The following is a 21,931-nucleotide window of genomic DNA, read 5'->3' as shown; positions in this document are numbered from 1 at the left end:
CCAAAACGCGAACGCCACTTATAGAAACTCGGGGGGATTACCTTCATGTCATTCAGGAAAAGACCGGGAGCAAAATCGCTATCCCCCTTTCTCTTCGCCTCAATGCGATTAACTGGAGTTTACGCGATGTAGTAGCTTGCTGTCGTGACTATGCAGTCAGCCCATACTTAGTGCATTTTTTCCGTTCAACTTCACAGGCAGAACGTGGCGCACAAGTTAAATCGAATACATTGACGATGAATTTTAGTAAAGCAAGAGATTTAGCAGGAATTGACTGGGGGGAAGGTTCACCTGCCACATTCCATGAACAAAGGTCTTTATCTGAACGCCTGTACAAAGAACAGGGGCTAGATACGCAAAAATTACTTGGTCATAAAACCCAACAGCAAACCGATCGTTACCATGATGACCGAGGGAAAGGTTGGAGCAAAGTAGCGTTGTGAAAATTTAAGCGTTTCAACGCCATCTTGATTTTCTTAACTCTCATGTAAAGGAACTAAACAGTCCGCTTTGAGCTGTGAGTTCAATGGATCGATGCAACGCTATCCTTAATCAAGGGGGACGTTGCCATGAAACGAAGAACTCGGATTAACTACACGCCAGAGCAGAAGGCAATTATCTGGGACAGATATAAGCAAGGTGATTCTCTACATGATATCGCCAGAATGTTCGACAGATATCTGAAGTGGTCAACAAAAACTGGCCACCGCGTTAAAGTTTTTCCAGTATCGGTTTTCCGATTCGTTTGGTGGTAACCCACCATTATATTCGTGCGGTCTTAGTACGCTGTAATATCCAACGATATAGTCCGTTATTGCGTGAGCTGCATCGCTGAAGCTTACATAGCCCGTCACCGGTACCCATTCGTTCTTCAGACTCCTGAAGAAGCGCTCCATTGGGCTGTTGTCCCAGCAGTTTCCCCAAACTACCAGGGGGTTTTGATAACTTGTTTTGATAAAATTTTGATAACCGTTAGCAGCCTAACAAAAAACAACGGGAGCGTTACGCTCCCGTTAATAAATTTAACAATTACCGCATTACATGTTTTCGATGATTGCGTCGCCAAACTCTGAACATTTCAGCAGCTTAGCGCCGTCCATCAGACGTTCGAAATCGTAAGTGACGGTTTTCGCGTTGATCGCGCCTTCCATACCTTTAACAATCAGGTCAGCCGCTTCGACCCAACCCATGTGGCGCAGCATCATTTCAGCAGACAGGATGATGGAACCTGGGTTCACTTTATCCTGACCCGCATACTTCGGTGCAGTACCGTGGGTGGCTTCGAACAGTGCACATTCGTCACCGATGTTTGCACCCGGCGCGATACCAATACCGCCAACCTGCGCTGCCAGGGCATCAGAGATGTAGTCACCGTTCAGGTTCATACAGGCGATAACATCATACTCTGCCGGACGCAGCAGGATCTGCTGCAGGAACGCATCGGCGATAACGTCCTTAACAACGATCTCTTTCCCGGTTTTCGGGTTCTTGATTTTCACCCACGGGCCGCCGTCGATCAGTTCACCACCAAACTCTTCACGCGCTAACTGGTAACCCCAGTCTTTGAACGCGCCTTCGGTGAACTTCATGATGTTACCTTTATGTACCAGGGTAACAGAATCACGATCGTTGGCGATGGCGTATTCAATCGCCGCACGCACCAGACGTTTTGTCCCGTCTTCGGAACACGGTTTGATACCGATACCGCAATGTTCCGGGAAGCGAATTTTCTTCACGCCCATCTCTTCGCGCAGGAATTTAATCACTTTCTCTGCATCAGCAGAGTCGGCTTTCCACTCGATACCGGCGTAGATGTCTTCAGAGTTTTCACGGAAGATGACCATGTCGGTCAGTTCAGGATGTTTAACCGGGCTTGGGGTGCCCTGGTAGTAACGAACCGGACGCAGGCACACGTACAGGTCAAGTTCCTGACGCAGTGCAACGTTCAGTGAGCGAATACCGCCGCCAACTGGGGTAGTCAGTGGGCCTTTAATAGCAACACGGTAGTCGCGAATCAGATCAAGTGTTTCAGCAGGCAGCCAGACGTCCTGGCCGTAGACCTGAGTGGATTTCTCGCCGGTGTAGATTTCCATCCAGGAGATTTTACGCTCGCCTTTATAGGCTTTCTCGACAGCAGCATCGACAACTTTGATCATCGGTGGGGTTACATCAACGCCGATACCGTCGCCTTCAATGAACGGGATAATCGGATTTTCAGGAACGTTGAGTTTGCCGTTTTGCAGGGTGATCTTCTTACCTTCCGCCGGAACAACTACTTTGCTTTCCATTCACCTCTCCTTCGAGCGCTTCTGGTTCTGCTCGTCTGTCATCACGCTGCATGTGCATTTGCGTCCTGCTACACGGATGCGTTAGAGCAACTTTTTGTTAATGATTTGTAATGAGCGTGTCAATACTACCCTATTGTTCGCCGCCATGAAAGACACTCGTTCTTCGGCTATAATGCGGCAATTGATATAATCTGAAAATACCATGCAAAAAACTTCTTTTAGAAATCACCGGGTTGAGCGATTCAGCTCACGACAAGTCACTAAACAGCGTAAAGAAAACCAGCCAAAACGCGTGGTTTTGTTCAATAAACCCTACGATGTTTTGCCACAATTTACTGACGAAGCGGGTCGCAGCACGTTAAAAGATTTTATTCCCGTACAGGGCGTCTATGCTGCGGGGCGCCTGGACAGGGATAGCGAAGGCCTGTTGGTACTGACCAATGACGGTGCATTACAGGCCCGATTGACGCAGCCGGGTAAGCGCACCGGAAAAATTTATTACGTGCAGGTCGAAGGAGAGCCGACGCCAGAGGCGCTGGATGCCCTGCGCAATGGCGTGACGCTCAATGATGGCCCAACGTTGCCGGCAGGCGTTGAGGTTGTTGCCGAACCTGACTGGCTGTGGCCGCGAAATCCACCGATTCGCGAGCGCAAAAGCATTCCCACCCGCTGGTTGAAAATCACGTTGTATGAGGGGCGTAACCGTCAGGTGAGACGCATGACGGCGCACGTGGGTTTCCCCACGCTGCGGTTAATTCGCTATGCCATGGGTGATTACACGCTGGATAACCTCGCCAACGGCGAATGGCGTGAGCTGCAGCCGTAGCATCCATTTTTAACGCAACTATTAACAGGGAAGAACACGGCATATGGATAAACGGATCGTTGCAGCGCTCATGTTGTGCGGAGTTTCACCATTTTGTTATGCAAAACAGGACTGTGAAACGCTCGCCGGGATCGCGGCGGGAGAGGCAAATTATCTTTACGCCACTGCTAACGTCAGCGCTGACTCTCGTCTGCATTTCTACTCTGCACCGGCCAGCGGATGCCAGCTCCCGGCGTTTTTGGTCAATAGCGACACTGTAGAGGTACTCAGAAGTTCGCAGCGTTATGAAAGCACAGGCATGCTGTCCAAAGACGAACCTTTTCGTTACGTCCGCTACCGGGGCGCAAACGGCACTTTCGCTACCGGTTGGGTTACCGCTGACGGACTCACGCCGTTAGCTAACCCGCTTCCTGTTAGCCCTGCCTGCCAGACATGGGCCAATAAAGCGATGTCACAACGCGAAAAAATGCCCCCCGCCGCCAGCAACCATTATCAGGTCATCGGCAGCTCGCGCGCTGGATTCTATTCAATGCCAAATGCACAGTGTCGTAACGGTTCCGTGTTCCTGGTTCCCGGCGACGTGGTTTCTGCTCAGGAAGAGTCCAAAGACGATTTTATTGAGGTGGTCTATTACACTGCCGATCGTCATAGCGTGCGCGGCTGGTTGAAAAAATCACAGCTGCAACCTTTAAACAGCGGTGACCGCTATCGCGACGACATCAATCCACTCTCTACAGATACAGCCACGCGGGTCGCCACTCTCAGTTTGCGTTATGACTATCAATGTGTTTTTTATGAGAGCTGGAATGCGAAAAACGCGATTGAAATCATCGTGCGCGAAGACCACCAAACCGAATTTTGCCGGGGTGCCGCCGATCCACAAACCTCCCCTCCGGTGGCCTATATCAGTATCGATAAAGCCACGGGTGAGATCAGCTGGCCAGATGTGTCTGAAGGCTTTAAAGAAGAATAAGAGGTGAACCATGTTCAAACCGCACGTCACCGTCGCCTGCATTGTGCATGCCGAGGATAAGTTTTTAGTCGTTGAGGAAACCATCAACGGCAAAGCGTTATGGAACCAGCCTGCCGGGCATCTGGAAGCGGACGAAACCTTGGTACAAGCCGCTGCACGCGAACTGTGGGAAGAAACCGGCATCACCGCGCAACCGCAGCATTTTATTCGCATGCATCAATGGATAGCCCCGGACAGAACCCCGTTCTTGCGTTTTCTGTTTTCTATTGAGCTTGCCAATATGTGCGCTACTGAGCCGCATGACAACGATATAGATTGCTGTCGTTGGGTCAGCGCTGAAGCGATTTTATCTGCACCGAACCTGCGTTCGCCGCTGGTTGCTGAGAGCCTTCGCTGTTATCAGAGCGGGCAACGGTATCCGCTGGCAATGATCGGAGAATTTAACTGGCCGTTTACAGAGGGTGTCAAGTAAAGGGCTGCGTGATAGAATATGCCGCCTTTAAGTTCAATGTCGTGAGTATTCCTATGTCTGAAAGCCCAAAAAAAGTGATCGTCGGCATGTCCGGCGGTGTCGATTCCTCCGTTTCTGCCTGGCTGTTGCAACAACAGGGTTATCAGGTTGAAGGCCTGTTCATGAAGAACTGGGAAGAGGACGACGGTGAGGAATACTGTACCGCTGCTGCCGATCTTGCAGATGCGCAGGCAGTCTGCGACAAACTCGGCATTGAACTGCATACCGTTAACTTTGCCGCAGAATACTGGGACAACGTCTTTGAGTTGTTCCTTGAAGAGTACAAAGCGGGTCGTACGCCAAACCCGGATATTCTGTGCAACAAAGAAATTAAGTTTAAAGCCTTCCTCGAATTTGCCGCTGAAGATTTAGGTGCCGATTTCATCGCCACCGGTCACTACGTGCGCCGCGCGGACGTCGACGGCAAAAGCCGCCTGCTGCGTGGACTCGACGGCAATAAAGACCAAAGCTATTTCCTCTATACGCTCGGTCACGAGCAGATCGCCCAAAGCTTGTTCCCGGTCGGTGAACTGGAAAAACCGCAGGTGCGCAAAATCGCCGAAGATCTGGGCCTGATTACCGCGAAGAAAAAAGACTCCACCGGCATCTGCTTTATTGGTGAACGTAAATTCCGCGAGTTCCTTGGCCGTTACCTTCCGGCTCAGCCAGGAAAAATCATCACCGTGGATGGCGAAGAAATCGGCCAGCACCAGGGGCTGATGTATCACACTCTGGGCCAACGTAAAGGTCTGGGTATCGGCGGAACCAAAGAAGGGACCGAGGATCCATGGTATGTGGTCGATAAGGACGTTGAGAACAACATTCTGGTTGTCGCTCAGGGTCACGATCACCCGCGTCTGATGTCTGTTGGCCTAATCGCTCAACAGCTGCACTGGGTCGATCGCGAACCCTTCTCCGGCACAATGCGCTGTACGGTGAAGACCCGCTATCGTCAGACCGATATTCCGTGCACCGTTAAGTCGCTGGATGACGAACGTATTGAAGTGATTTTTGACGAGCCGGTTGCGGCGGTGACGCCAGGTCAGTCGGCCGTCTTTTACCGCGGCGAAGTGTGCCTCGGTGGCGGAATTATCGAGCAGCGCCTGCCTCTGCCGGTATAATTTATCTACATATCTAATACAAGGAAGCAGTGAACGTGGCAAAGAATTATTATGACATCACCCTCGCTCTGGCAGGCATTTGCCAGTCGGCTCGCCTGGTGCAACAACTGGCACACCAGGGGCACTGTGATGCCGATGCACTACACGTTTCACTCAACAGTGTTATTGATATGAATCCCAATTCTACGCTGGGCGTGTTTGGTGGCAGTGAAGCCAATCTGCGTCTGGGCCTTGAAACGCTGCTCGGTGTACTGAACGCCAGCAGTCGTCAGGGACTGAACGCGGAACTCACCCGCTATACCCTGAGCCTGATGGTGCTGGAGCGCAAGCTGTCGGCCGCCAAGGGCGCAATGGACACGCTGGGGGACCGTATTAATGGCCTGCAGCGCCAGCTAGACCATTTCGATTTGCAGTCAGAAACGTTAATGAGCGCAATGGCGGGCATTTATGTTGACGTCATCAGCCCGCTCGGCCCACGTATTCAGGTCACGGGATCCCCAGCTATCCTCCAGAGCCCGCAGGTTCAGGCCAAAGTCCGCACGTCGCTTCTGGCTGGTATTCGTGCTGCCGTACTCTGGCACCAGGTCGGTGGCGGTCGTCTGCAACTCATGTTTTCTCGTAATCGCCTGACCACTCAGGCAAAACAAATTCTTGCTCATTTAACCCCGGAGTTGTGATCTATGGAATTATCCTCACTGACCGCCGTTTCCCCTGTCGATGGACGCTACGGCGATAAAGTCAGCGCGCTGCGCGGGATTTTCAGCGAATACGGTTTGCTGAAATTCCGTGTACAGGTTGAAGTACGCTGGCTGCAAAAACTGGCCGCGCACGCAGCGATCAAGGAAGTTCCTGCTTTTGCTGCCGACGCAATCGGTTTCCTTGATACGATCGTCGCTAACTTCAATGAAGAAGATGCCGCGCGCATCAAAACCATTGAACGCACGACCAACCACGATGTGAAGGCCGTTGAGTATTTCCTGAAAGAGAAAGTCGCTGATATCCCGGAACTGCACGCTGTTTCCGAGTTTATCCACTTCGCCTGTACCTCAGAAGATATCAACAACCTGTCTCATGCGCTGATGCTGAAAACCGCCCGCGATGAAGTGATCCTGCCTTACTGGCGCAAGCTTATCGATGCGGTAAAAGACCTGTCCGTGCAGTATCGTGACATTCCCCTGCTCTCCCGTACGCACGGCCAGCCGGCAACACCCTCTACGTTGGGCAAAGAAATGGCTAACGTGGCATACCGTATGGAGCGCCAGTATCGCCAGCTAAACCAGGTAGAAATTCTCGGTAAAATCAACGGTGCCGTCGGTAACTATAACGCCCACATCGCCGCTTATCCGGAAGTTGACTGGCATCAGTTCAGTGAAGAATTCGTCACTTCGCTGGGTATTCAGTGGAACCCGTACACCACGCAGATTGAGCCGCACGACTACATTGCTGAGCTGTTCGATTGCGTCGCGCGTTTTAACACCATCCTGATCGATTTTGACCGCGACGTCTGGGGCTATGTGGCGCTGAACCACTTCAAACAGAAAACCATTGCCGGTGAAATTGGTTCTTCCACCATGCCGCACAAGGTTAACCCTATCGACTTCGAAAACTCCGAAGGCAACCTGGGCCTGTCTAATGCGGTACTGCAGCACCTGGCAAGCAAACTACCGGTTTCCCGCTGGCAGCGTGACCTGACGGATTCTACCGTTCTGCGTAACCTGGGCGTGGGAATTGGCTACGCGTTGATCGCGTATCAGTCCACACTGAAGGGTGTGAGCAAACTGGAAGTAAACCGCGATCATCTGCTGGATGAACTGGACCATAACTGGGAAGTGCTGGCCGAGCCGATTCAGACCGTTATGCGTCGTTACGGCATTGAAAAACCGTACGAGAAGCTGAAAGAGCTGACCCGCGGCAAGCGCGTTGACGCCGAAGGCATGAAGCAGTTTATCGACGGACTGGCCCTGCCAGAAGACGAGAAAACGCGCCTGAAAGCGATGACGCCAGCCAACTATATTGGTCGCGCCATCACCATGGTTGATGAGTTGAAGTAATCAATCCTTCGCCAGATGGCGCTCACGCTTATCTGGCCTACATTTATCCCGCGTAGGCCAGATGTGGCGTTCATGCCACCTTCCGACATTCCCCTCGGTTTATTAAATGTTTATCCCCACAGCCACATAATCAGCGTTAAACTATTCATACCGTCAATTTAGGGAGAAACGAAGATGCGCGTACTGGTTGTTGAGGATAATGCCTTATTACGTCACCACCTGAAGGTTCAGTTACAGGATGCAGGCCACCAGGTTGATGATGCTGAGGATGCAAAGGAAGCAGATTATTACCTTAACGAACATCTGCCAGATATTGCGATCGTCGACTTAGGTCTGCCCGATGAAGATGGCTTGTCACTGATCCGCCGCTGGCGCAGCAATGACGTTTCGCTCCCCATTCTGGTGTTGACCGCCCGCGAAGGCTGGCAGGATAAAGTGGAAGTGCTCAGCGCTGGGGCTGATGACTACGTGACAAAACCTTTCCATATTGAAGAGGTGGTCGCCCGCATGCAGGCACTGATGCGCCGCAATAGCGGCCTGGCCTCGCAAATTATCTCGCTGCCGCCTTTTCAGGTTGACCTTTCCCGCCGCGAATTATCAGTGAATGATGAGGTTATCAAACTCACCGCGTTTGAATACACCATCATGGAAACGCTGATCCGCAATAACGGCAAAGTGGTCAGCAAAGACTCACTGATGCTACAACTTTATCCGGATGCAGAACTGCGTGAAAGCCACACCATCGATGTACTGATGGGACGTCTGCGCAAAAAAATTCAGGCGCAATATCCGGATGACGTGATCACCACCGTACGTGGACAGGGCTACCTCTTCGAACTGCGCTAATGAACAAATTATTGCGTCATTTTCTCCCGTTATCGCTGCGTGTACGCTTTTTGCTGGCGACCGCTGGCGTTGTCCTTGTGCTTTCACTGGCCTATGGCATGGTCGCGCTGGTGGGTTACAGCGTAAGCTTTGATAAGACCACATTTCGTCTTCTGCGCGGTGAAAGTAACTTGTTTTACACCCTCGCGAAATGGGAAGACGGCAAGCTCCAGGTCGAACTGCCTGAACATCTCGATATGCAAAGCCCCACCATGTCGCTGATCTACGATGAAAATGGCAAATTGCTGTGGGCACAACGCGATGTTCCCTGGCTGACGCACAGTATTCAGCCGGACTGGTTAAAAACGAATGGTTTTCATGAAATAGAAGCCGATGTCGATGCCACCAGCACGTTACTGCGCGAAGATCACTCCGCGCAACAGCAGCTTAAAGAAGTCAGAGAAGATGATAACGATGCCGAAATGACCCACTCGGTGGCGGTAAACGTCTACCCTGAGACCGCCCGCATGCCTCAGCTTACCATTGTCGTTGTCGACACTATCCCCATTGAGCTCAAGCGCTCGTATATGGTCTGGAGCTGGTTTATCTATGTATTGGTCGCCAACTTGCTGCTCGTGATCCCGCTGCTATGGGTCGCCGCCTGGTGGAGTTTACGGCCTATCGAGTCACTGGCGCGTGAGGTCCGAGAACTTGAGGAGCATCACCGTGAGATGCTCAATCCCGCCACCACGCGGGAACTAACTAGCCTGGTACGTAACCTCAACCGACTGCTGAAAAGTGAGCGTGAGCGTTACGATAAATACCGCACGACCTTAACCGATCTCACCCATAGCCTGAAAACACCGCTGGCGGTATTGCAAAGCACGCTACGCTCGATGCGCAATGAAAAGATGAGCGTAACGGATGCCGAGCCCGTGATGCTGGAACAAATTAGCCGCATTTCCCAGCAAATTGGCTACTACTTGCATCGCGCCAGCATGCGCGGTGGTAACGCCCTGCTCAGCCGCGAACTGCACCCGGTTGCCCCTTTGCTGGATAAGCTAACCTCCGCCCTCAATAAGGTGTATCAGCGTAAAGGCGTCACTATTAGTCTCGATATCTCACCCGAAATCAGTTTTGTCGGCGAGCAGAATGATTTTGTCGAGGTCATGGGTAACGTGCTGGATAACGCCTGTAAATACTGTCTGGAGTTCGTCGAGATCTCCGCTCACCTGTCCGACGATCGCCTACATATTCTGGTGGAAGATGACGGTCCAGGCATTCCACAAGCCAAGCGCGAAGTGGTTTTTGATCGCGGCCAGCGTGTGGATACCTTACGCCCCGGGCAAGGCGTGGGGCTGGCGGTAGCTCGCGAAATTACCGAGCAGTATGACGGGCAAATTATCGCAGGCGACAGCCTGTTAGGCGGCGCGCGCATGGAGGTCATTTTTGGCCGTCAGCATCCGGGGCATAAAGACGAGTAAGTTGTTTGTAATATTTATGTACCGGGATCACTTATCCGGTTAAGCATCCGTTATAATCGGAGCAACCAACAGTCTGCGGATGCGCATTATGGAATACCAATTAAACCTCAACTGGCCCGACTTTCTCGAACGCCACTGGCAAAAGCGCCCGGTGGTCTTAAAGCGTGGTTTTACAAACTTTATCGATCCGCTGTCCCCTGATGAACTGGCCGGACTGGCGATGGAAAGTGAAGTCGACAGCCGACTGGTCAGCCATCAGGACGGTAAATGGCAGGTGAGCCACGGTCCATTCGAAAGCTATGACCATCTCGGCGAGAACAACTGGTCGCTGCTGGTCCAGGCCGTCAACCACTGGCACGAACCGACCGCCGCGCTGATGCGTCCGTTTCGCGAATTACCGGACTGGCGTATTGATGATCTGATGATCTCCTTTTCCGTGCCCGGCGGCGGCGTTGGTCCGCACCTGGATCAGTACGATGTGTTTATCATTCAAGGCACCGGTCGTCGTCGCTGGCGCGTAGGCGAAAAACTCCAGCTAAAACAACACTGCCCACACCCGGATCTGCTGCAGGTTGATCCGTTCGAGGCCATCATTGATGAGGAGCTGGAGCCGGGTGATATTCTGTATATCCCGCCAGGATTCCCGCACGAAGGCTACGCGCTGGAAAACGCGATGAACTATTCTGTCGGTTTCCGCGCCCCGAACGCCCGGGAGTTAATCAGCGGATTCGCCGATTACGTTCTGCAACGTGAGCTGGGCAGCACCTATTACAGCGACCCGGACCTGCCGCCCCGTGACCATCCGGCGGATGTTTTGCCACAAGAAATGGATAAACTGCGTGAAATGATGCTGGGGCTGATTAATCAACCTGAACATTTCAAACAGTGGTTTGGTGAGTTTATTTCCCAGTCGCGTCATGAGCTGGATGTCGCCCCGCCGGAGCCACCTTATCAGCCCGACGAAATCTACGACGCACTGAAACAAGGGGATGTGCTGGTACGTCTGGGCGGATTACGCGTTATCCGTGTCGGCGACGAGGTTTACGTCAACGGTGAAAAAATTAACTCACCGCATCGCCCTGCCCTCGAGGCGCTGGCCAGCCATATTGTGCTGACAGCCGAGAACTTTGAAGATGCGCTGGAAGATCCGTCTTTCCTCGCCATGCTGGCCGCGCTGGTTAACAGCGGATACTGGTTCTTCGAAGGGTAAATTAGTAGTGACTGCGCCGGATGGCGCTTCGCTTATCCGGCCCACGGAATGAGGTATCTGTAGGCCGGATAAGGCGCAAGCCACCATCCGGCCTCTACACACTCTTTATTTTTGTTTCGCGGCCAATTCGGCAATACGCACGATCACCTGCACCGCTTTTTCCATTCCTTCCAGCGTCACAAACTCATGTTTACCATGATAGTTGTAGCCGCCGGTGAACAGATTCGGGCACGGTAATCCCATAAACGACAGCTGAGCACCGTCAGTGCCGCCACGAATAGGTTTCAGCACAGGTTCAATGTCGCAATCACGCATCGCCTGCTGGGCAATATCCAGCACGTGGGGGTGCTCAATCACTTTCTCGCGCATATTGTAATAGCTATCTTCAATCACCAGTTCGATATAGCAGTCTGGGTGTAATCCTTTGCCAACCTTTTTGGCGATCTCCATAATTTTACGTTTGCGCGCTTCAAACTGTTTACGGTCAAAATCACGGATAATGTAGTGCATGTCCGCCCGATCAACGGTGCCTTTCATGCTCGCCAGATGGTAAAAACCTTCGTAACCTTCGGTCGTTTCCGGGCTTTCATCTGCCGGAACCTCTGCGTGGATACGAGCAGCCAGCGACAGCGCATTCACCATCACCCCTTTTGCAGTACCAGGGTGCACATTGTTACCAACGATTTTGATATTGACCGACGCCGCGTTGAAGTTTTCAAACTCCAGTTCACCCACGCCCCCCCCATCAACGGTGTAAGCCCACTTCGCATCAAATGCGGCGACGTCAAAGTGCTTCGCCCCTTTACCCACCTCTTCGTCGGGTGTAAAGGCCACACGAATATCGCCATGGGGAATGTTTTTATGCTTCAACACAGCCAGCGCGGTCACTATCTCCGCCACTCCGGCTTTGTCGTCCGCGCCCAGCAGGGTTTTACCGTCGGTGGTGATCAACGTTTGTCCCAAAAGTTGATGTAACACCGGGAACATCACCGGCGACAGAACTTCATCACCAATGCCTAACGCAATATCACCCCCACGGTAGTTTTCAACAATTTGCGGGTTGACGTTTTTACCCGTGAAATCCGGTGAGGTATCGACATGAGAAATGAAGCCAATCGCGGGAATATCACCGGCAACGTTTGCGGGTAACGTTGCCATCAGAGTTCCCTTCTCACTTAATGAAACGTTAACCAGCCCCATTTCTTCAAGCTGTTGTTTGAGCAGCTGTAATAGCTTCCACTGACCCTCAGTGCTGGGTACCTGCCGCACACCCGATTTGGACTGAGTGTCCAGCGACACGTAGTGTAAAAAACGCTCAAGTAGTTTATCCATGCAGTCACCCTCACTTTTCGTGACAACATTATCAATAAGCAAGAAAAGACAAATATTGCGTCAGGTCATTTTTATCCCCGCAAGTGAGAATATTTGTCTCTGACACACCTTCTGACTATAAGGGTAAGTCAGTAATTCGCAACAAGGATTGGCGATTACAATGGTTTGCCGTAGAATAATCGCCCTCATTAAGAGTCATCAAGGTGGTTAACCACAAACCCCGCAGCGGTCAGCCATCCGTTGCGTTTACATGGGACAGAGTAAAAAATTGAATAAACAACCGCGTTCGCTTTCTCCACTGGTGCAATTAGCGGGAATTCGCAAAAGTTTCGATGGTAAAGAGGTGATTTCCGACCTGGATTTGACCATCAACAATGGCGAATTTCTCACGCTGCTCGGCCCCTCTGGCTGCGGTAAAACAACCGTTCTTCGCCTGATTGCGGGTCTTGAAACGGTTGATTCCGGTCATATCATGCTGGACAACCAGGATATCACTCACGTACCTGCGGAAAACCGCTACGTGAACACCGTATTCCAAAGTTATGCGTTATTCCCCCACATGACCGTGTTCGAGAATGTGGCCTTCGGTTTGCGCATGCAAAAGACCCCGACTGCCGACATTCAACCTCGCGTCACCGAAGCCTTGCGCATGGTGCAACTGGAAGAGTTTGCCCAGCGTAAACCCCATCAACTCTCCGGTGGACAGCAGCAGCGTGTGGCGATTGCCCGTGCAGTGGTCAACAAACCTCGTTTGCTATTGTTAGATGAATCGCTCTCCGCGCTGGACTACAAACTGCGCAAGCAGATGCAGAACGAACTGAAAGCGCTGCAGCGTAAGCTCGGTATCACCTTTGTCTTTGTCACTCACGATCAAGAAGAAGCGCTGACCATGTCAGACCGTATCGTGGTGATGCGTGACGGCAAAATTGAGCAGGACGGCACGCCGCGAGAAATTTACGAAGAGCCGAAAAATCTGTTCGTCGCCGGGTTTATCGGTGAGATCAATATGTTCAACGCGACGGTGATTGAACGTCTGGATGAACAACGCGTTCGTGCTAACGTTGAAGGTCGTGAGTGCAACATCTACGTGAATTTCGCCGTTACGCCGGGACAAAAACTGCATGTTTTGCTGCGTCCGGAAGATCTACGCGTAGATGAGATCAACGATGACAACCACATCGAAGGACTTATCGGCTACGTGCGTGAGCGCAACTACAAAGGCATGACGCTGGAGTCGGTTGTCGAACTGGAAAATGGCAAGATGGTGATGGTTAGCGAATTCTTCAACGAAGACGATCCTGACTTCGATCACTCTCTGGACCAGAAAATGGCCATTAACTGGGTAGAAAGTTGGGAGGTCGTACTGGCTGATGAAGAACACAAGTAAATTCCAGAGTGTGGTGATCGTCACCATTGTCGGTTGGCTTGTGTTATTTGTCTTCCTGCCCAACCTGATGATCATTGGCACCAGCTTTTTGACCCGTGACGATGCGAATTTCGTCAAAATGGTCTTTACGCTGGAAAACTATGCTCGCCTGCTCGATCCGCTCTACTTTGAGGTGTTGATTCACTCCCTCAATATGGCGCTGATTGCCACGTTCGCCTGCCTGGTGCTCGGCTATCCGTTTGCCTGGTTTTTGGTAAAACTGCCGGAAAAAGTGCGTCCACTGCTGCTGTTCCTGCTGATTGTTCCGTTCTGGACCAACTCGCTTATTCGCATCTATGGACTCAAAATTTTCCTCAGTACCAAAGGCTATCTCAACGAGTTTCTGCTGTGGCTCGGGGTCATTGATACCCCCATTCGCATTATGTTCACCCCCAGCGCGGTCATTATCGGCCTCGTTTACATCCTGCTGCCGTTTATGGTTATGCCGCTTTATTCCAGCATTGAGAAACTCGATAAGCCGCTACTGGAAGCCGCGCGCGATCTGGGTGCCAGCAAATTTCAGACCTTCACCCGCATCATCATTCCGCTGACCATGCCGGGAATTATCGCCGGTTGCCTGCTGGTGATGCTGCCAGCCATGGGGTTATTTTACGTGTCTGATCTAATGGGCGGCGCGAAAAACCTACTGATTGGTAACGTGATAAAAGTTCAGTTCCTGAACATTCGTGACTGGCCGTTTGGTGCCGCCACCAGCATTACCCTGACCATCGTGATGGGACTGATGTTATTAGTTTACTGGCGCGCCTCCCGCTTGCTGAATAAAAAGGTGGAACTCGAATGATCGGTCGACTGCTTCGCGGTGGTTTCATGACCGCCATCTACGCGTATCTGTACATTCCAATCATTATTTTGATTGTGAACTCCTTTAACAGCTCGCGCTTTGGCATCAACTGGCAAGGCTTTACCACCAAATGGTACGGCCTGCTGATGAACAACGACAGCCTGCTGCAGGCGGCGCAACACTCGCTGACGATGGCCATATTATCCGCAACCTTTGCCACCCTGATCGGCTCACTGACGGCGGTTGCGCTTTACCGCTACCGTTTTCGCGGTAAACCGTTTGTCAGCGGTATGCTGTTCGTGGTGATGATGTCGCCGGATATCGTGATGGCGATTTCACTGCTGGTGCTGTTTATGCTGATCGGTATTCAACTGGGGTTCTGGTCGTTGTTGTTCTCGCATATCACCTTCTGTTTGCCTTTTGTGGTGGTGACGGTGTACTCACGCCTGAAAGGATTCGATGTGCGTATGCTTGAAGCCGCAAAAGATCTGGGCGCCAGCGAAGTCACCATTCTGCGCAAAATCATTCTGCCGCTGGCGATGCCCGCGGTCGCTGCGGGCTGGTTACTGAGCTTTACCCTGTCGATGGATGACGTGGTTGTTTCATCGTTCGTCACTGGACCAGGTTATGAAATTCTGCCGTTAAAAATCTACTCAATGGTTAAAGTCGGCGTGTCACCAGAAGTTAATGCGCTGGCCACCATTTTGTTGGTTCTGTCGCTGGTCATGGTTATCGCCAGCCAGCTTATTGCACGTGATAAAACTAAAGGCCGCTAACAGGCCCATACCCTATGGATTTCGAGTTGCATTGAGGCGGCAAGCTCGTGAGTCCCCAGGAACATAGATAACTATGTGACTGGGGTGAACTAGCGTAGCCAACAAAAATGCGGCTTGAAAGACGACGGGTATGTTATTCAGGGGACGTTAAATGATGAAACAATGGTCACGCCACCTGCTCGCCGCGGGTGCTCTGGCACTGGGTATGAACACCGCCACAGCCTCCGACAACAACACGCTCTATTTCTACAACTGGACCGAATACGTTCCGCCAGGACTGCTGGAGCAGTTCACTAAAGAGACCGGTATTAAGGTTATCTATTCGACCTACGAGTCGAACGAAACCATGTATGCCAAACTCAAAACGTATAAAGACGGCGCCTACGATCTGGTGGTTCCCTCCACCTACTACGTGGATAAAATGCGCAAAGAAGGCATGATCCAGAAGATTGATAAGACCAAGCTCACCAACTTCAACAATCTCGATCCGGACATGCTCAACAAGCCGTTTGACCCAAATAACGACTACTCCATTCCGTATATCTGGGGAGCAACGGCTATTGGCGTCAACAGCGATGTCATTGATCCGAAAACCGTGACCAGCTGGGCCGATCTGTGGAAACCGGAATACAAAGGCAGCCTGCTGTTAACCGATGATGCGCGTGAAGTGTTCCAGGTAGCGCTGCGCAAGCTGGGCTACTCCGGTAACACCACCGACCCGAAAGAGATTGAAGCCGCGTATAACGAGCTGAAGAAACTGATGCCTAACGTCGCGGCGTTTAACTCAGACAACCCGGCAAACCCGTATATGGAAGGTGAAGTCAACCTCGGTATGGTGTGGAACGGCTCGGCATTCGTCGCGCGTCAGGCGGGCACGCCGCTGGAAGTCGTGTGGCCGAAAGAAGGCGGCATTTTCTGGATGGACAGTCTGTCTATTCCGGCGAACGCCAAAAACAAAGAAGGCGCGCTGAAGCTGATTAACTTCCTGCTGCGCCCGGATGTCGCGAAAGAAGTGGCTGAAACCATCGGTTACCCAACGCCAAACCTGGCGGCACGTAAGTTGCTCAGCCCGGAGGTGGCTAATGATAAAACGCTGTATCCGGATGCAGAGACTATCAATAAAGGGGAGTGGCAGAACGATGTCGGCTCCGCCAGTGCAATCTATGAAGAGTACTATCAGAAGCTGAAAGCAGGACGCTAATTGCCGTCCCGTAGGCCGGATAAGACGCGCCAGCGTCGCCATCCGGCGAATCATTGCCCGATGGCGCTACGCTTATCGGGCCTACGCCATCCGGCAAAAAAAATCACAACCCTTTCAATAACCTCTCAACAAACTCGGGCACCACCTGGCTTGCCGGACCGTAATATTTTTCTTCGAACTCGCTGCCTACCTGGCTCGGCTCAAGGTTAAGTTCCACCGTATGCGCCCCGTGCAGGCGCGCTTCGTGTACAAATCCGGCCGCCGGATAAACATGCCCGGACGTACCGATCGCGATGAACACATCCGCCATCGCCAGCGCCATATAGATTTCATCCATCCCCAGGGGCATTTCGCCAAACCACACGACGTGCGGGCGCAACGGTGCCGGAAACTGGCAGCAATGGCACTTATCTTCCGGGGTCACATCTCCCGTCCAGTCCAGGATCTGCCCGCTTTGCGAACAGCGCACTTTGAGCAGTTCACCGTGCATATGGATGACGTTCTGGCTACCGGCGCGCTCATGCAGGTTATCGATATTCTGCGTCACCAGTAAAAAGCGGTCGCCCAGCTCCGCTTCAAGTTTTGCCAGCGCAATGTGCGCCGCGTTAGGTTGGATTTCAGGCTGTTGTAGCTGAAGACGACGTGCGTTATAAAACGACTGCACAAGCCCGGGGTTACGCGAAAATCCTTCCGGAGTCGCCACGTCTTCTACCCGATGTTCTTCCCAGAGACCATCCGCAGCGCGGAAGGTACGAATACCCGATTCGGCGGAGATCCCCGCCCCCGTCAGGACTAATACTCTTGGTTTTTCCATCAATTCAGGCACCACTCTGTCTCTGAAAAAGATCCGTTGACGCAGGCGATCGCGCATATGGCGTTTATTTTTACGAAAACGGCTTAACCGATGACCCCGACGCGACAGCATAACAACCTCTTTGTATTAATCGGTAAGATGTAGGAAAGCAGCTCCACGCATTCCACCCGCATCACCATGGCGTGCCCGTTCAATACGCGGCACGCGGGCAACCGGCAATAAATGGCGTGGCAAACGGTCTGCCAGTTGCGCCGTTATCGCGGTAAAATTCGACAAACCACCGCCAATGACCACTAAATCCGGATCAACGATAGTCAGAATATTCCCCAGACACACCGCCAGCAAATCGAGATAGCGTTCGACGTGGGCAAGCGCCTGTTCATCACCCTGTTCCCAGAGTGCGATAATTTCGCGGGCGTCCAACGGTTGATGGGTGTAATGCTGGTACAGCCAGGCAAATCCGCCACCGGAAAGGTAGCTCTCGATGCAGCCTAACTGACCGCATCCACAGCGACGTAGCGGGAAGTCAAATCCCATTAGCGTTAACGCATCTACCGGCAGGCGTATGTGACCAAACTCACCGGTAATATAGCTGCGTCCGGTGATAGATTTCCCGTTCAGCACCAGGCCGCCACCAACCCCCGTGCCGAGGATTAACCCCATCACTAACGGGTACTGGGTGAATTCATCATCCCAGGCTTCGGAGAGGGCAAAACAGTTAGCATCGTTGTCCAGACGCACATCGCGGTCCAGTCGCGCACTGAGGTCGGTACGCAGCGGTTTTCCACTGGCAGCAGGAACGTTAGCGGCATACAACGTACCGTCTTCGGTTTCTGGCATACCGGGAATACCAATTCCCACTGAACCTTTAACGCCAAATCGCTGGTCGGCCTCCGTCACCAGGTCGCACACCGCATCGAGGAAAGCATCATAGCTATCGCGCGGCGTAGGAACACGTTTTTCCCATTGCAAACGGCGTTGATTATCGAAGACGCCTAACGCAATTTTTGTCCCGCCAATATCAAACCCGTAGTACATCACCGCTCCTTTTTATTGTTACTGGCCGCTTAGCACTCTCGCAGGATCAATATTACTGGCGCGACGCGCCGGATACCAACTCGCCAACAGACTCAGCAATAATGCTGTAACCAGCACATAAATAACGTCCAGCCAGTGTAATTCCGATGGTAAGAAGTCAATAAAATAGATATCACCGGACAGGAACTGATGGCCAATAAGCGCCTCAATACCGTTAATAATCGGCGTCAGTTGCAGCGAAACGACGATGCCAATCACGACGCCAATCAGGCTACCAAACAGTCCTGCCAGCAAGCCATACCAGACAAAAATGGCACGGATCAGCCCGTCTTTCGCGCCCAATGTTCTTAATACCGCAATATCGCCGCTCTTGTCTTTTACCGCCATCACTAACGTCGAAACAATATTAAAACAGGCGACACCAATCACCAGCACCATCGCCAGGTACATAATGGCGCGGATCATCTGAATATCACGATACATATAGCCGTAAGTACCAATCCAGCTTTTAATGTAAACGTAATTATTGGTCACTTCACCGGCATCTCTGACCAGCTTATTCGCATTGAAGACGTCGTTAACCTTCAGCGCAATACCCGACACGCTGGACCCCATATCCAGATACTGCTGCGCATCTTCCATTGGGATCATTGCAAAGCTGTGGTCAAGCTGGCCGCTCAACTGCAAAATACCGATGACGTGTAACCGTACGCGCTTGGGTTGCATCAGCTTGTGATCGGCACTGGCGTTAGGGATCATGATTGACACCCAGTCACCCTGCTTCACCTTCAGCGCATCAGCAATCCCTTTCCCTATGATTATCTGCTGCTCACCGGCTTTGAAATTATCCCAGGCATGGTTCTGTACAAACGTAGGCAGCGCACTCAAACGTTGTTCCTGTTTGGGATCGACACCTTTCACCTGCACCGCGCGTAAATTTGCGCCACTTTCCACCAGCCCGGTAAAGTTGATATAGGGCGCCGCAGCGGCAATGCCCGGCACTTTCTGTACTTTATCCAGCGCTTCCTGCCAGTTGTTCCAGGGCTGGTTAACCGCTTCAATCTCGCCGTGCGGGACAACGGCCAGAATGCGGTTGTTCAACTCGCGCTCAAATCCGTTCATCGCGCTCAAACCGACAATCAAGACCGCCACACCCAACGCGATACCGATGGTAGAAATCACAGAGATCAGCGAGACCATGCCCCCACGCCGCCGACCACGGCTAAAGCGTAAGCCAATCAATAACGATAAAGGCGCAGCCATTACTCAGCTCCCATCAGGCTCAGTTCGGCCGTCAGGCGACCATCGCGCATTTCAAGCTGGCGGCTCATGCGCTTCGCCAACTGCAGATCGTGGGTCACCACCAAAAATGCCGTCCCCTGAGAGCGATTCAGCTCACCCAGAAGCTCGAAAATACTGTCAGCGTTGCGCGCATCAAGGTTACCGGTGGGTTCATCCGCCAGCACCAGACGTGGGTTATTGACCAGCGCACGGGCAATCGCCACGCGCTGGCGCTCACCGCCCGACAGCTCTGACGGGCGATGGCTGGCACGATGATCCAAGCCTACCGCTTTCAGCATATTTCGTGCCTGCTCGGTAATTTCAGCCGGTTTTTTCTTGCCAATAAGTAGCGGCATCGCCACGTTTTCCAGTGCGGTAAAGTCCGGCAGCAGATGGTGAAACTGGTAAATAAAGCCGAGCTTTTGATTACGCAGTTCCGCTTTTGCCGTCGAAGAGAGTTTACTCATCGGCTGTCCGCTAAAAATAACGTCGCCCGACGTTGGCGTATCCAGTCCGCCCAGCAGATGCAGCAACGTACTCTTACCGGATCCAGAGCTGCCGACAATCGCCACCGTTTCACCCTCACCAACGCTAAAATTGACATCGTGCAGCACATCAGTTTGCACGGTGCCTTCCTGATAGCGTTTGCACAGGTTGTCGCATTGCAACAGGATCTTATTCATAACGTAAAGCCTCAGCGGGTTGAGTGGCGGCGGCGCGCCAGGAAGGATAAAGCGTAGACAGCAGCGCAATGGCCATGGCCACCAGCGCAATGACGACAACCTGTAACGGCTCAATGGCAACCGGCAGCGCAGCGCCATCCAGTAATGCCCCAATGATCGGCATCAGGTTGTTCAGTTGGCTGGCAAGTAATGCCCCCAACGCGGCACCCAGTAGCGCGCCAATAATCCCGGCGCTGGCCCCCTGCACCATAAACACCATCATGATTTGCCGCGGCGTAAGTCCCTGGGTTTGTAAAATCGCCACTTCGCCTTGCTTCTCCATGACCATCAGGCCCAACGAGGTAATAATGTTAAACGCCGCGACCGCCACGATCAGGCTCAACAGCAGCCCCATCATGTTTTTTTCCATCCGCACAGCCTGGAATAATTCCCCTTTGCGCTCACGCCAATCCTGCCATTTGGTGCCTTGCGGCAGCGTTTGCTGGCTCAACGTGTCGACCTTCAGCGGTTCATTCAGCCACAAACGCCAGCCGGTAATATTGCCCGCCGGGTAGCGCATCAGGCGTGACGCATCCTGAATATTGGTCAACATCTGATAGCCATCGACTTCACTGTTGGCGGCAAAGGTGCCAATTACCGTAAACAAACGCTGGCTTGGCAGACGTCCCATCGGCGTGAACTGGCTGGCTGACGGCACCATAACGCGGATTTGATCGCCACGATTCACGCCCAACTGACCGGCAAGCTGCTCGCCAAGGATGACATTATACTTACCCGGCTCGAGATCGGTTTGCTTCACATTGACCAAATACGGCGTAAGCGGATCTTTTTGCGTCGGGTCGATGCCCAGTATCACGCCAACCGCTACGCTGCGCGCGCTTTGCAGAACCACATCACCGGTTGTCAGCGGGGCAATACGATTGACACCGCTCAGCTTCACCGCGTTTTCCGGCAGCTGTTGCGGGTTCAGGGAACCCTGCTCTGACGAGAGAATGGCCTGAGGCATCAGGCCAAGAATATTATTTTGCAGCTCACGCTCGAAACCGTTCATCACCGACAATACCGTGACCAGCGCCATTACCCCAAGAGTAATGCCAATGGTGGAAAGCCAGGAAACAAAACGACCGAAGCGATCTGCTGCACGCCCACGCATATAACGCAGGCCGATGAATAGAGCGACAGGTTGATACATGAAATCCGTCTGGTTGCTGTTAGCAAAGTCACGAGTATATAAGCGAAAGCGGAATGGGTAAATGACTGAACCGTAAGTGTTCGTCAGCATTATTCTG

The 21,931-nt window shown here is 52.3% G+C and carries 21 protein-coding genes and 1 pseudogene; 14 read left to right on the top strand and 8 right to left on the bottom strand.

All coding sequences use genetic code 11. The annotated features are described in order from the left end of the window. On the top strand, nt 1-443 hold a 443-nt coding region (locus tag FDW98_RS16365; protein WP_170975220.1), incomplete at its 5' end, for a tyrosine-type recombinase/integrase. A 246-nt stretch (nt 444-689) separates the two neighbouring features. Here the strand turns inward: FDW98_RS16365 and FDW98_RS16355 are convergent. Together FDW98_RS16355 and icd are read right to left on the bottom strand one after the other, a co-directional pair. Beyond that, nucleotides 690-920, bottom strand: a pseudogene (locus tag FDW98_RS16355) (integrase core domain-containing protein); the annotation flags it as partial. Between the two features lie 117 nt (nt 921-1,037). Next, entirely contained in the window at nt 1,038-2,288 is a 1,251-nt protein-coding gene (icd, locus tag FDW98_RS16350) for an NADP-dependent isocitrate dehydrogenase (RefSeq protein WP_096757396.1), read from the bottom strand. A 202-nt stretch (nt 2,289-2,490) separates the two neighbouring features. Between icd and rluE the strand changes: the two genes are divergently transcribed. The 9 genes from rluE to roxA all read left to right on the top strand — a co-directional run bounded on the left by rluE (nt 2,491) and on the right by roxA (nt 11,289). Further along, nucleotides 2,491-3,114 (top strand): 23S rRNA pseudouridine(2457) synthase RluE, encoded by a 624-nt coding sequence (gene rluE / locus FDW98_RS16345; RefSeq protein ID WP_096757397.1) that lies wholly within the window; start codon nt 2,491-2,493, stop codon nt 3,112-3,114. A gap of 43 nt (nt 3,115-3,157) precedes the next feature. Continuing rightward, complete coding sequence (locus FDW98_RS16340; RefSeq protein ID WP_096757398.1) at nt 3,158-4,087, top strand: hypothetical protein; 930 nt, start codon at nt 3,158-3,160, stop codon at nt 4,085-4,087. A 10-nt stretch (nt 4,088-4,097) separates the two neighbouring features. Further along, nucleotides 4,098-4,559 carry an NUDIX hydrolase gene (locus FDW98_RS16335; protein ID WP_096757399.1) on the top strand — a complete coding sequence of 154 codons (462 nt, stop codon included), beginning with the start codon at nt 4,098-4,100 and terminating at the stop codon, nt 4,557-4,559. A gap of 53 nt (nt 4,560-4,612) precedes the next feature. Next, nucleotides 4,613-5,719, top strand: a complete 1,107-nt coding sequence (gene mnmA / locus FDW98_RS16330) for a tRNA 2-thiouridine(34) synthase MnmA (protein WP_096757400.1) — start codon at nt 4,613-4,615, stop codon at nt 5,717-5,719. 35 nt (nt 5,720-5,754) lie between these two features. Beyond that, nucleotides 5,755-6,396, top strand: coding sequence for a high frequency lysogenization protein HflD (gene hflD, locus FDW98_RS16325; protein ID WP_096759423.1), 642 nt, complete (start codon nt 5,755-5,757; stop codon nt 6,394-6,396). Between the two features lie 3 nt (nt 6,397-6,399). Beyond that, nucleotides 6,400-7,770, top strand: coding sequence for an adenylosuccinate lyase (purB, locus tag FDW98_RS16320; RefSeq protein ID WP_096757401.1), 1,371 nt, complete (start codon nt 6,400-6,402; stop codon nt 7,768-7,770). Nucleotides 7,771-7,944: 174 nt separating this feature from the next. Next, the gene (gene phoP / locus FDW98_RS16315) at nt 7,945-8,616 is read left to right on the top strand and encodes a two-component system response regulator PhoP (protein ID WP_096757402.1); all 672 of its coding nucleotides are present in this window, start codon (nt 7,945-7,947) and stop codon (nt 8,614-8,616) included. Then, nucleotides 8,616-10,079, top strand: coding sequence for a two-component system sensor histidine kinase PhoQ (phoQ, locus tag FDW98_RS16310; protein ID WP_096757403.1), 1,464 nt, complete (start codon nt 8,616-8,618; stop codon nt 10,077-10,079). The genes phoP and phoQ overlap by 1 nt, the downstream gene beginning before the upstream one ends. Nucleotides 10,080-10,167: 88 nt before the next feature. Then, the gene (roxA, locus tag FDW98_RS16305; protein ID WP_096757404.1) at nt 10,168-11,289 is read left to right on the top strand and encodes a [50S ribosomal protein L16]-arginine 3-hydroxylase; all 1,122 of its coding nucleotides are present in this window, start codon (nt 10,168-10,170) and stop codon (nt 11,287-11,289) included. Nucleotides 11,290-11,394: 105 nt separating this feature from the next. On the opposite strand, the gene pepT is transcribed toward roxA, so the two are convergent. Continuing rightward, on the bottom strand, nt 11,395-12,621 hold the full coding sequence (pepT, locus tag FDW98_RS16300) for a peptidase T (protein ID WP_096757405.1): 1,227 nt from the start codon (nt 12,619-12,621) through the stop codon (nt 11,395-11,397). A gap of 250 nt (nt 12,622-12,871) precedes the next feature. Here pepT and potA point away from each other — a divergent pair, with 250 nt between their 5' ends. The 4 genes from potA to potD all read left to right on the top strand — a co-directional run bounded on the left by potA (nt 12,872) and on the right by potD (nt 16,826). Then, nucleotides 12,872-14,008, top strand: coding sequence for a spermidine/putrescine ABC transporter ATP-binding protein PotA (gene potA, locus FDW98_RS16295; RefSeq protein ID WP_096757406.1), 1,137 nt, complete (start codon nt 12,872-12,874; stop codon nt 14,006-14,008). Further along, nucleotides 13,992-14,849 carry a spermidine/putrescine ABC transporter permease PotB gene (gene potB, locus FDW98_RS16290; RefSeq protein ID WP_096757407.1) on the top strand — a complete coding sequence of 286 codons (858 nt, stop codon included), beginning with the start codon at nt 13,992-13,994 and terminating at the stop codon, nt 14,847-14,849. Before potA ends, potB begins: the two co-directional genes overlap by 17 nt. Further along, a complete protein-coding gene (gene potC / locus FDW98_RS16285; RefSeq protein ID WP_096757408.1) occupies nt 14,846-15,625 on the top strand; it encodes a spermidine/putrescine ABC transporter permease PotC in 780 nt (259 codons plus the stop codon). Before potB ends, potC begins: the two co-directional genes overlap by 4 nt. Before the next feature lie 154 nt (nt 15,626-15,779). Next, entirely contained in the window at nt 15,780-16,826 is a 1,047-nt protein-coding gene (potD, locus tag FDW98_RS16280; protein WP_096759424.1) for a spermidine/putrescine ABC transporter substrate-binding protein PotD, read from the top strand. Between the two features lie 103 nt (nt 16,827-16,929). Here the strand turns inward: potD and cobB are convergent, their stop codons facing one another. The 5 genes from cobB to lolC are packed head-to-tail and all read right to left on the bottom strand — an operon-like array spanning nt 16,930 to nt 21,834. Next, nucleotides 16,930-17,751 (bottom strand): Sir2 family NAD+-dependent deacetylase, encoded by an 822-nt coding sequence (gene cobB / locus FDW98_RS16275; RefSeq protein ID WP_096757409.1) that lies wholly within the window; start codon nt 17,749-17,751, stop codon nt 16,930-16,932. A 15-nt stretch (nt 17,752-17,766) separates the two neighbouring features. Next, entirely contained in the window at nt 17,767-18,678 is a 912-nt protein-coding gene (gene nagK, locus FDW98_RS16270; protein ID WP_096757410.1) for an N-acetylglucosamine kinase, read from the bottom strand. An 18-nt stretch (nt 18,679-18,696) separates the two neighbouring features. Further along, the gene (gene lolE / locus FDW98_RS16265; protein WP_096757411.1) at nt 18,697-19,941 is read right to left on the bottom strand and encodes a lipoprotein-releasing ABC transporter permease subunit LolE; all 1,245 of its coding nucleotides are present in this window, start codon (nt 19,939-19,941) and stop codon (nt 18,697-18,699) included. After that, nucleotides 19,941-20,642, bottom strand: a complete 702-nt coding sequence (gene lolD / locus FDW98_RS16260) for a lipoprotein-releasing ABC transporter ATP-binding protein LolD (RefSeq protein WP_096757412.1) — start codon at nt 20,640-20,642, stop codon at nt 19,941-19,943. Before lolD ends, lolE begins: the two co-directional genes overlap by 1 nt. After that, a complete protein-coding gene (lolC, locus tag FDW98_RS16255) occupies nt 20,635-21,834 on the bottom strand; it encodes a lipoprotein-releasing ABC transporter permease subunit LolC (RefSeq protein WP_096759425.1) in 1,200 nt (399 codons plus the stop codon). Before lolC ends, lolD begins: the two co-directional genes overlap by 8 nt. Nucleotides 21,835-21,931: the final 97 nt, after the last annotated feature.

This window comes from Citrobacter sp. wls711, assembly GCF_005281055.1.
In the GTDB taxonomy this organism is placed as follows: domain Bacteria; phylum Pseudomonadota; class Gammaproteobacteria; order Enterobacterales; family Enterobacteriaceae; genus Citrobacter; species Citrobacter gillenii.
Note: the sequence above shows the minus strand (reverse complement) of the source record. Positions and strands in the feature narration are given on the sequence as shown.